The 10,273-nt window shown below is 62.0% G+C and carries 10 protein-coding genes; 6 read left to right on the forward strand and 4 right to left on the reverse strand.

The features are described from left to right. Positions 1-31 precede the first annotated feature (31 nt). From CBW50_RS08715 to CBW50_RS08725, 3 genes are all read left to right on the forward strand, one after another. A complete protein-coding gene (locus CBW50_RS08715; RefSeq protein WP_086145159.1) occupies positions 32-817 on the forward strand; it encodes a molybdopterin-binding protein in 786 nt (261 codons plus the stop codon). 364 nt (positions 818-1,181) lie between these two features. Then, positions 1,182-4,310 (forward strand): transglycosylase domain-containing protein, encoded by a 3,129-nt coding sequence (locus CBW50_RS08720; RefSeq protein WP_086145160.1) that lies wholly within the window; start codon positions 1,182-1,184, stop codon positions 4,308-4,310. A gap of 57 nt (positions 4,311-4,367) precedes the next feature. After that, positions 4,368-4,754 carry a hypothetical protein gene (locus tag CBW50_RS08725; protein ID WP_139842444.1) on the forward strand — a complete coding sequence of 129 codons (387 nt, stop codon included), beginning with the start codon at positions 4,368-4,370 and terminating at the stop codon, positions 4,752-4,754. Positions 4,755-4,761: 7 nt separating this feature from the next. On the opposite strand, the gene CBW50_RS08730 is transcribed toward CBW50_RS08725, so the two are convergent. Further along, positions 4,762-5,367 (reverse strand): glutathione S-transferase family protein, encoded by a 606-nt coding sequence (locus tag CBW50_RS08730; protein ID WP_086145162.1) that lies wholly within the window; start codon positions 5,365-5,367, stop codon positions 4,762-4,764. A gap of 131 nt (positions 5,368-5,498) precedes the next feature. Here CBW50_RS08730 and CBW50_RS08735 point away from each other — a divergent pair, with 131 nt between their 5' ends. Continuing rightward, positions 5,499-6,857 (forward strand): TAXI family TRAP transporter solute-binding subunit, encoded by a 1,359-nt coding sequence (locus CBW50_RS08735; RefSeq protein ID WP_086145179.1) that lies wholly within the window; start codon positions 5,499-5,501, stop codon positions 6,855-6,857. Positions 6,858-6,870: 13 nt separating this feature from the next. On the opposite strand, the gene CBW50_RS08740 is transcribed toward CBW50_RS08735, so the two are convergent. The 3 genes from CBW50_RS08740 to CBW50_RS08750 all read right to left on the reverse strand — a co-directional run bounded on the left by CBW50_RS08740 (position 6,871) and on the right by CBW50_RS08750 (position 8,120). Beyond that, the gene (locus CBW50_RS08740; RefSeq protein WP_086145163.1) at positions 6,871-7,155 is read right to left on the reverse strand and encodes an XRE family transcriptional regulator; all 285 of its coding nucleotides are present in this window, start codon (positions 7,153-7,155) and stop codon (positions 6,871-6,873) included. Beyond that, on the reverse strand, positions 7,152-7,502 hold the full coding sequence (locus CBW50_RS08745) for a type II toxin-antitoxin system RelE/ParE family toxin (RefSeq protein WP_086145164.1): 351 nt from the start codon (positions 7,500-7,502) through the stop codon (positions 7,152-7,154). Before CBW50_RS08745 ends, CBW50_RS08740 begins: the two co-directional genes overlap by 4 nt. Positions 7,503-7,658: 156 nt before the next feature. Further along, entirely contained in the window at positions 7,659-8,120 is a 462-nt protein-coding gene (locus CBW50_RS08750; RefSeq protein WP_086145165.1) for a rhodanese-like domain-containing protein, read from the reverse strand. Between the two features lie 385 nt (positions 8,121-8,505). Here CBW50_RS08750 and glnA point away from each other — a divergent pair, with 385 nt between their 5' ends. Together glnA and CBW50_RS08760 are read left to right on the forward strand one after the other, a co-directional pair. Further along, on the forward strand, positions 8,506-9,921 hold the full coding sequence (glnA, locus tag CBW50_RS08755) for a type I glutamate--ammonia ligase (RefSeq protein WP_070219258.1): 1,416 nt from the start codon (positions 8,506-8,508) through the stop codon (positions 9,919-9,921). Positions 9,922-10,105: 184 nt separating this feature from the next. Further along, positions 10,106-10,273 (forward strand): DUF4124 domain-containing protein (locus tag CBW50_RS08760; protein ID WP_139842445.1); only part of this gene is annotated, 168 nt, incomplete at its 3' end.

Consider the following 10,273-nt stretch of genomic DNA (forward strand, 5'->3'; position numbering starts at 1 on the left):
GCTTAACTATTGAATCAAAGAAGGAAATTTCATGGCTATCGGATTGATCATCATCGGCGACGAAATCCTGTCGGGCAAGCGCACTGACCAGCATTTCCCGAAAGTGGTGCAAATGCTCAAGCAGCGCGGCTTGCAGCTGAGCTGGGCGGAATACGTGGGCGATGAGCCGGCGCGCCTGATGGCCTTGCTCAAGCGCAGCTTTGCCAGCGGCGACATCGTTTTCAGCTTTGGCGGCATCGGCGCCACGCCGGATGACCATACGCGCCAGGCGGCGGCCGATGCGCTGGGCTTGCCGCTGGTGCTGCATCCGCAGGGCAAGGCGAACATCCAGCAACGGATCACGGAAATGGGCGCAGAGGCGGGCGCGCCGGCGGACCTGAACTCGCCGGAAAACCTGCATCGCCTGAAAATGGCGGAATTTGTCGAAGGCGCCGAGCTGATTCCGAATCCGTACAACAAGATTGCCGGCTTTGCCGTGCGCGAGCACTATTTCGTGCCTGGTTTTCCCGTCATGTCCTGGCCCATGATCGAATGGGTGCTCGACACGCATTACAGCCATTTGTTCAACCAGGTGCCGCATGCGGAACATGCCTTGCTCGTGTATGAAACGGCGGAATCGCTGCTGACGCCGCTGATGGTGCGCCTCGAGGCGGAGTTTCCGTTGATCAAGGTTTTCAGCCTGCCCAGCGTGGGCGACGCACAGACGCGCCGGCATATCGAACTGGGCGTCAAGGGCGAGCCGAAGCAAGCGGCGGCCGCCTTCGCGGACATGTGCGCCGCGCTCGACGCCATGCAGGCGGAATACGTCACCATCTGAGCTGCTGCCAGCCCGGCGCCGGCGGCTTTTTCGCCATCGCCCAGCCCGCCTTAGGCCCATGTTCGACAGTGGACAGTCCCGGTCGTTGTTTTTTTGCGAAAATCTTCAATGAAGCAAGATTTTTGTGCGCGCTCGTCAGTCGTTTTCATGCCGATGTGGTGGAATGGTGAACAGGGACTCCGCGTGTCAGACACGGGGTTGCCTGCCTGTGCAGTAGAGCGTTTTTTTGATTCACCGGTATGGACATCATGTTAAGCAAGCTTTGTTGTGACCGGGCCTGTCTGGCCCTCGTCTTATCCTGCGCGGAGCGGTATCGCTGCCGCATTTTCCGCGCCGTCCAAACCCAACCTTACCCCAGCATCCCATGAAAGACACAGGCGTCAACCTGGCCGCGCAAGAGCGGCTCCCCACCGACCCGGCGGCCGAAGCCGGCCCCGAGGCGCCGCCGCCGGCAAGCCCGCCGAAGAAGCGCCGTTCGCGCATCTGGCCCATTTTCCTGATCATTGTGCTGGCGCTGATCGCCGGCGTGGCCTGGTTCGTCATGCGCGAAGTGCGCACCTCGGCCCTGCAGGCGGAGTTTTTCTCGCGCCTGGACCGCCAGCTGACATACAAGGTCGAGCCTGGCTCCGCGCCTGCCGGCGCCATCCGCTATCCGCAGCATGGCCCTTATGACGAGCGCCTCGGCTATGCCAGCCTGCCCGACTTCATCACCAAGCTCAATGCGCGCGACTATGCGGTCACGGCGCAGGCGCGCATGTCGCCGAAAATGGTGCAACTGGTCGACATGGGCATCTTTGCCACCTATCACGAGAAAAACCGCGCGGGATTGAGCATCCTCGATTGCCGCGCCGCGCCCCTGTTCGCGGCCAGCTATCCCGAGCGCATGTTCGACGGCTTTGCCGATGCGCCGCCGGCGCTGGTGCAAAGCCTGCTGTTCATCGAAAACCGCGAATTGCTCGATCCTGGCACGCCCGGGCGCAATCCCGCCGTCGAATGGGACCGCCTGAGCAAGGCGATTCTGGACAAGGCGCTGAACCTGTTCGGCGGCCACCGGGGCGGCGGCGGCAGCACCCTGGCCACGCAGATCGAAAAGTACCGGCATTCGGAAGACGGCCGCACCAGCTCCATGCAGGACAAGCTGCTGCAGATGATGTCGGCCAGCCTGCGCTCGTACCAGGATGGCGAAAACACCATGGAAGCGCGGCGCAAGATCGTCGTCAACTATCTCAATACCGTGCCGCTGTCGGCAAAGAGCGGCTTTGGCGAGGTCAACGGCATCGGCGACGGCATGTGGGTCTGGTATGGCCGCCCGTTTGCCGAAGTGAAAACTTTGCTCAGTGGAAAAATGGATCAACCCGGCAGCGCGCTGGCCTACAAGCAGGCGTTGAGCCTGCTGATCGCGCAGCGCCGTCCGTCCCACTACCTGGTAGCCGGCGGCGCCGACCTGGAAGTGCTGACCAACAGCCATCTGCGCCTGCTGGCGCAGGCGGGCGTGATCTCGGCGCAGCTGCGCGATGCCGCCATCGCCGAAAAGCTGCGCCCGTCAGCGGCGTCGGGCGTGCAGTCGGAAGCGTCGACCTCGTTCGTCACGCGCAAGGCCTCGAATGCCGTGCGCAACCACCTGGCCAGCATGCTCGGCGATCCGCGCTTGTACAACCTGGACCGCCTGGACCTGAAAGTGGTCAGCACGCTCGATGCGCAGGCACAAAACGCCGTCACCAAGGTCTTGCGCGAGCTGCGCGACCCGGAAGTGGCGAAAGCGGCCGGTTTGACGGGCAAGGGCATGCTGGGCAATGGCGACCCGGCCAACGTCGTGTACAGCTTTACCCTGCTGCAAAAGGGTGAGCAGGCCAACTTGCTGCGCGTGCAGACGGATAATTTCGACCAGCCGCTCGACATCAACGAGGGCGCCAAGCTGGACCTCGGTTCCACGGCCAAGCTGCGCACCCTGGTGACGTACCTGGACATCATCGACCAGCTGCACCAGCGCTACCAGGGCATGGACGCGGCCGAGCTGGGCAAGATCGCCGTCGATCCGAAGGACATGCTGTCGCAGTGGGCGATTGCCTATCTGAAACCTTTGCCGCTCGGCGAGGCGCGCAAGCTGCCGGCCATGCTGGCGGCCGCCATGGAGCGCAAATACTCGGGCAATCCGGGCGAAGGCTTCTTCACGGGCGGCGGCTTGCACCATTTCGGCAACTTCTCCAAGCTCGACGACAGCCGCATCATGACGGTGCAGCAGGCCTTGCGCCAGTCGACCAACCTGGTGTTCGTGCGCCTGATGCGCGACGTGGCCCGCTACTACATGTTTTCGCGCCCCGATTCCTCGGCCTCGCTGCTGGCGGATGCGGACGATCCGCGCCGCGCCCAGTACCTGAGCCGGTTTGCCGACAAGGAAGGGCGTGAATTCCTGCACCGCTTCTACCAGAAGTACCGCGGCAAGAGCGTCGACGAGCAGGAAAAGATTCTGTTGGCCAGCATCCGCCCGACGCCTGTGCGCCTGGCGAACATCTTCCGCACCATCAATCCCAAGGGCACGGTGGCGGAATTCGGCGATTTCCTCAACGCCAACCTGCCGTCGCAAAACGAAGTGCCGCCCGAGCGCGTGGCCAGGATGTACCAGCAGTACGCGATGGAAAACTGGTCGCTGGCCGACCGCGGTTATCTGGCCAATGTGCATCCGCTGGAACTGTGGATGGTGGCGTACCTGCGCCAGCACGAAGGTTCCACCCTGTCGCAGATGGTGGCGGCCAGCGAGAAGGAGCGCCAGGAAGTCTACAAATGGCTGTTCAACACGCACCGCAAGCACGCGCAGGACCGCCGCATCGCCAACTTGCTGGAAGTCGAAGGTTTCCTGGAAATCCACCGCCAGTGGAAGAAGATGGGCTATCCGTTCGATTCGCTGGTGCCGTCGTATGCGACCACCCTGGGCGCTTCGGCAGACCGTCCCGCCGCGCTGGCCGAGTTGATGGGCATCATCATCAACGATGGCGTGCGCAAGCCGAGCGTGCGCATCGATTCCATGCATTTCGCCGCCAACACGCCGTACGACACCATGGTCAAGCGGGGCAGCAAGGTGGAAGCGGAACAGGTGCTGTCGCCGGACGTGGCCAAGGCTGTCGCCAAGGCCATCCGCGAAGTCGTGTCCGACGGCACGGCGAAACGGGCGAAGACGGCGTTTGTCGGCGCCGACGGCGTGCCGATCCCGATGGGCGGCAAGACGGGCACGGGCGACCAGCGCTTCGACGTGTATGGAGCCGGCGGCCGCCTGATCGAGTCGCGCTATGTGAACCGCTCGGCCACGTTCGTCTTCAATATCGGCGAGCGCTTCTATGGCAGCATGACGGCGTATGTGCGGGGCCCGGAATCGAAGAACTACGATTTCACCAGCGCCTTGCCGGTGCAATTGCTCGTGTCGCTGGCGCCGAGCTTGATGCCGCTGATCGAGCCGCCCGCGCCGGCCGAGGGCGTGGCGAAGCAGTGTACGAATTAAATCGTTGCTGCAATGAAAAGCCGGCCTGAATGGGCCGGTTTTTTTATGGAAGAGAAAGTGGCTATGGAAAGAACGCAGCAGCTCTTTGCGCAATATCATCGCTTTGACGATGGCGCGCTCGTATCATTCGAGCAGGTGTACGGACCGCAGGGCGTGCAAGCCGTGCGTATCGTGGTGTACGCAAGAAATCATGCGCTGGACGGCGACGTCTGGCGCCAGGTCGCCATCACGGTGGGCGCGGTGCGCGAAGTGCTGGTCCGGACGCCGGGCAATTTCATCAACCGCATCTGCTGCGGCGTGAAGCTGCTGCGTTTTGGCGATGTGTGGTGCGTCGATGTCGACGGCACCTATACGCACGATGATCCCGGCTCGCTGGACGAAGTGCGCCGCGATGGCGACTGTTATGTCATCGGCGGCACGGTCGAGGCAATCGAGCTGGACTAGGAATGCATTAGCCGGCAAACGCAGCCGTTTTATCTTCCAGGCGCGCGTGATACGCGGCAATGGCCGGATATGCCGGACGTTGCATCGGGGCCATCAGCCAGCGCTTGACGGACAGGCCCAGCACGATATCGGCCAGAGTGAATTGCTCGCCGCACACAAACGCGCCCGTGCGCTGCAACTGCTGCTCCAGCACGCCCATCATCTTGTTCCATCCCGCGATACCGGCCGCCAGCTGCGCCGCATCCTGGTGCGCGGGGCTGTGGCGCACCAGCGACATGAACGCGTAGCGCCAGCTGTTGTTCAAATCGCCCATTTGCCAGTCCATCCATTTTTCCACTTCCGCGCGGGCACGGGGATTACTTGGCAGCAAGTCTTCACGGCCCGCCTGGGCGCACAGGTAGCGGCATATCGTGTTCGATTCCCACAGCACCAGGTCGCCGTCCAGCAGCACGGGAACCATGGCGTTCGGGTTCAGGGCCAGGAAGGCCGGGTCGTCGGTGGCGCGAAAGCCGCTGCCCCAGTCTTCGCGTTCGTAGGGCAGGTCGAGTTCCTCGCACGTCCACAAGACTTTGCGGACATTGATCGAGGCGGCTTTTCCAAGAATTTTCAGCATGCGGGGCTCCAGAGGGCAGGTGATCGATCTGCTACTGTAGCGGATTTGGCCACGCCGCGCCTGTGAAAGTGCCTTGCATAGTTGAGGTTTTCTTGGCATCGTAGCCACCCATGAAACCTATGCGCCACCACATGTCCAAAATCCTCGCGTTCAGCCGCTTTTCCGTGCGCGATTTCCTCGCCACCGCCGGTCCCACCTTGCTGCTGGTCGGCGCATTCTGCGCGCTTGCTTACTGGCTGGTCGACCCGGCGCCGCCGCGCCAGGTGAGCCTGTCGACGGGGCAGGACAATAGCGCGTATGAAGAATTCGGCAAGAAATACGCGGCCACCCTGGCCAAACACGGCATCAAGGTAACCCTGCAACCATCGCTGGGTTCGCAGGACAACCTGCAGCGCCTCAATAACGGCAAGACCGATATCGCCTTCGTGCAAAGCGGCTCGACCGAGCACGCCGATGCCGAGCGCCATGGCTTGATTTCCCTGGGCAGCCTGTTTACGGAACCCGTGTGGCTGTTCCTGCGCGAAGACAAGATGGTGACGGAGCTGACGCAATTGAAGGGCATGAAGATCAATCTGGGGCCGGAAGGCACGGGCGTGCCCAGCCTGTTCCGGCAGTTGCTGTCAGTCAATGGCGTGGAGGCGAAGGAGCTGACGGTGAGCGACTTGCAAAATACGCCCGCCACGGTGGCGCTGCTGGAAGGGCGCATCGACGGCCTCGTGTTCAGCTCGGCGCCGGAAGCGCCGCTGATCCAGATGCTGCTGCAGACGCCGGGCATCAAGCTGTTTGATTTTTCGCAAGCGGAGGCGTACACGCGGCGCTTGCCCTTCCTCACGCATGTGGTCTTGCCGCGCGGTATCGTCGACCTGGGGCAGAACATCCCCGCGCAGGATTATCACCTGATCGCGCCGACCGCCACCCTGGTGGCGCGCGAAGACTTGCATCCGGCCCTGGTCGACCTGTTCGTGCAGGCGGCGGCCAGTATTCACGGCGGCACGGGCTGGTTCCAGCAGCAGGGGCAGTTCCCGTCCGCGCGCTATACGGAAATTCCCGTCGCGCCCGAAGCGCTGAAATTCTACAAGGATGGCGCGCCCGTGCTGCAGCGCTACATGAGTTTCTGGCTGGCCAATTTCTTCGATCGCATGTGGGTGCTGGTGGTGGCGCTCGGTGCCTTGATATTGCCCCTGTCGCGCGTCGTGCCGCCGTTGTACGTGTGGCGCATCCGCTCGCGCGTGTACCGCTGGTATGGCCAGCTGCGCACGGTGGAGCAGGCGCTGGAAGACGTGCCGCAAGCGCAACGCGCGCAAGTATATGCGGAGCAATTGAAGCGGCTGGACCAGATCGAGGACATGGTCAACCAGATCTCGATACCCCTGTCGTTTGCCGATGGCCTGTATGGCTTGCGCAGCCACATCAATTTCGTGCGCAAGCGCATCTTGACGCTGATGGGCGAATATTCGATAGCGGCGCCGGAGTCGGGAGAGCCGGCCTGAGCGCTTAACTCGCTTAAACGAGGGTGACCGACAGCTTGCGCCCGAGCAGCGCGGCGGCCCGCTCCAGGGTGGAGAGCGTCACGTCGCTGCCGGGATCGAGCAGGCGGTCGAGCTGCGAGCGGCTCGTCTGCAGCAGGGCCGCCATGCGCGTCTTCGACATCGCTTGTTCCTGCATCGCCTGCGTCAGTTGCCAGGCGATCACTTCCTTGATGGCGCGGGTTTGCGTTTTCTCGAAGATGCCTTCTTCCTTGAGAAAGTCGTCGAGACTGCTGCCGAGGTGGGGGGCGGTGGCGTTCATGTCAGTTCCTTGTCGCGTTTGCGGGCCAGCGCCAGGTCGTCGTCCGGCGTCGTCCGGGTTTTCTTGATAAAGCCGTGCAGCGCCACCAGGCAATCGCCGTGATGGCAGATCAGCACGCGCGCGATGCGCTTGCCGGGCAAGCTGCTGCGAATGTCCGATAAACCTTGCCCCAGATGGCGGCACAGGGGCATGCCCACGGGCCAGCGCCATTGCGCATGCATCAAGTCTTGTCCGATGACATGGCGTTCCTCGATGGGGAGCGACTTGAGCCAGTCGCGTACGGGTTCGCCGCCATTGCCGTTCGCGTAGAACAGCAGGGTAATCTGCCGCAAGCCGGAAGCATCCATGACGCACCTCTACGTTGTACTATATAAGGTACATTATTTCAAGGAGAATCGGCGCCGCAGTTGAAAAATCGGGCGCGCATGGATGGTTGTAGCCGATGGCGGGCCATCGCGTGGCCCGCCAGATCAAACACGGTTCAGATAGTCAAGCGGCCAGCGTCAGGCGCCCAGCCACGGCAAGCCTGCCTTGCACCAGCCGCCGATCTGCTTGCGGTGGCCGTCCGCATCCTTGTCGCCTTCAAAACCTTCGAGGATGTCGAAGCAGTTGCTGTAGCCGTGCTCGGTCGCCAGCTTGGCGGCATGGCGCGAGCGCACGCCGGAGCGGCACAGGAACAGCAGCACCTCGTCCTTGCCGGCCTGGGCGGCCAGTTGCTGCATAAAATCGGGATTCGGCACGCCGCCCGGGTAGGTGGCCCACTGCACCGCACCATGCTGGGTATCGGCGATGTCCACCCGGCCAACCCAGTCGCGCTCGGCATTCGTGCGCACGTCGATCAGCTTGACGGCGCCATCGCGTTGCAGCAGTTCGTACGCTTCCTGCGGCGTGACGGCGCCGGCATACGGCGTGCCCTCATTGGCCCGGCTGCGGGCGGTATTCAGGATGTCGGCGGCGGTGGTCATGGCGTCCTCGAAGAAAGTGGGATGGTATGGTCGATTATAGTGCGCCGTCCGCGCCCCGCAAACGGGAAACCACGGTGCAGACCCGATGCACCACAACGAGGCATTTTTCAAGAATGCGCACAAAATGCACGATAATGGTGCGTTATTCGTTTTTTGCACTTGCATAGTGCATTCTTGATTTGACGCAAACCTTGCCTGAAAATCGTGGGCAGGAAAACTTTCATGGGGATAGCCGGGTTTTGCCCCTGGCGGCCAGGTCTCTCCTGGGGCTGGCATGGAATCTGCTATGATCCTTATGAGTTTTGGTGGCACGCAATGTTTGCTTCGCTTCATCAGCCCAGACGCACTTAGGTCGGCTCACCCCACATTCATTTAGGAGATACGCATGGCAATGACAGCCGCAGAAGTCTTGAAGATGGTAGAAGAAAACGAAGTCAAATTCGTTGATTTCCGCTTTGCCGATACCCGTGGTAAAGAGCAGCACGTGACGGTTCCCGTGTCGCACTTCGATATGGACAAATTCGAGTCGGGCCACGCCTTTGACGGTTCTTCGATCGCTGGCTGGAAAGGCATTGAAGCGTCCGACATGATCCTGCTGCCGGATCCAAACACGGCCAATATTGACCCGTTCATGGAAGAAACGACCTTGTTCATGCAGTGCGACGTGATCGAACCGTCGGACGGCAAGGGCTACGACCGCGACCCGCGCTCGATCGCGAAACGCGCCGAAGCCTACCTGAAATCGTCGGGCATGGGCGACACCGCCTACTTCGGCCCTGAGCCGGAATTCTTCATCTTCGACAGCGTGCGCTGGAAGATCGACATGTCGGGCTGCTTCGTCAAGATCGGTTCGGACGAAGGTTCGTGGTCGACCGGCAAGGACATTGAAGGCGGCAACAGCGGCCACCGTCCTACCGTCAAGGGCGGCTACTTCCCCGTGCCGCCAGTGGACAGCTTCCAGGACATGCGTTCGGAAATGTGCCTGATTCTGGAATCGCTGGGCATCCCGGTTGAGGTACATCATCACGAAGTGGCCGGCGCCGGTCAGAATGAAATCGGCACCAAGTTCTCGACCCTGGTCGAGCGCGCCGACTGGACGCAAAACCTGAAATACGTGGTGTGGAACGTGGCGCACAGCTATGGCAAGACCGCCACCTTCATGCCGAAACCTATCGTTGGCGACAACGGTTCGGGCATGCACGTGCATCAATCCGTATGGAAAGATGGCAAAAACCTGTTCGCTGGCGACGGCTATGCCGGCCTGTCCGATTTCGCCCTGTACTACATCGGCGGCATCATCAAGCACGCCAAGGCACTGAACGCGATCACCAATCCGGGCACCAACTCGTACAAGCGCCTGGTGCCAGGCTACGAAGCGCCGGTCAAACTGGCGTACTCGGCGAAAAACCGTTCCGCCTCGATCCGCATCCCGCACGTGGCCAATCCAAAAGGCCGCCGCGTCGAAGCGCGCTTCCCGGATCCGCTGGCGAACCCGTACCTGTGCTTCGCCGCACTGCTGATGGCCGGCCTGGACGGCGTTGCCAACAAGATCCATCCGGGCGAAGCCGCCTCGAAAGATCTGTACCATCTGCCGCCGGAAGAAGACGCGCTGATCCCTACCGTCTGCGCTTCGCTGGAAGAAGCCCTGGAAGCCCTGGACAAGGACCGCGAGTTCCTGACCCGTGGCGGCGTGTTCAGCGATTCCATGATCGATGCATACCTGGAACTGAAAATGCAGGACGTGCAGCGCATGCGCATGACCACGCATCCTGCGGAGTTCGACATGTACTACTCGCTGTAATGGCGCCATGCCGGCAACCTGCCGGTAGTGAGTAAAAAACGCGGGTGAGGCGATCGGTCTTGCCCGCGTTTTTTTATGCTTTGCGCCCATGCGGCGCCGGTGCGGTGTTGTATAGTCGGCCCAGGATCGATGCGGCAGGAGCCGACAGGAGTGAAGATTGACCAAGCATTACAGAATGGCGTTGATGGCAGGATTGCTGGGCGCGGCGGCACAGGCGCACGGACAGCTGTACGTGTGCGCCGATGCGCAGGGACACAAGACCTATACGGACAAGCGGGCCGGCGCCGGCTGCAAGCTGCTCGATTTGCCCGGCGCCATGACGGAGCCGCCGCGCAGGACGGCGCCGCTGGCC

The organism is Janthinobacterium sp. GW458P (assembly GCF_002127585.1).
Lineage (GTDB): Bacteria > Pseudomonadota > Gammaproteobacteria > Burkholderiales > Burkholderiaceae_D > Janthinobacterium.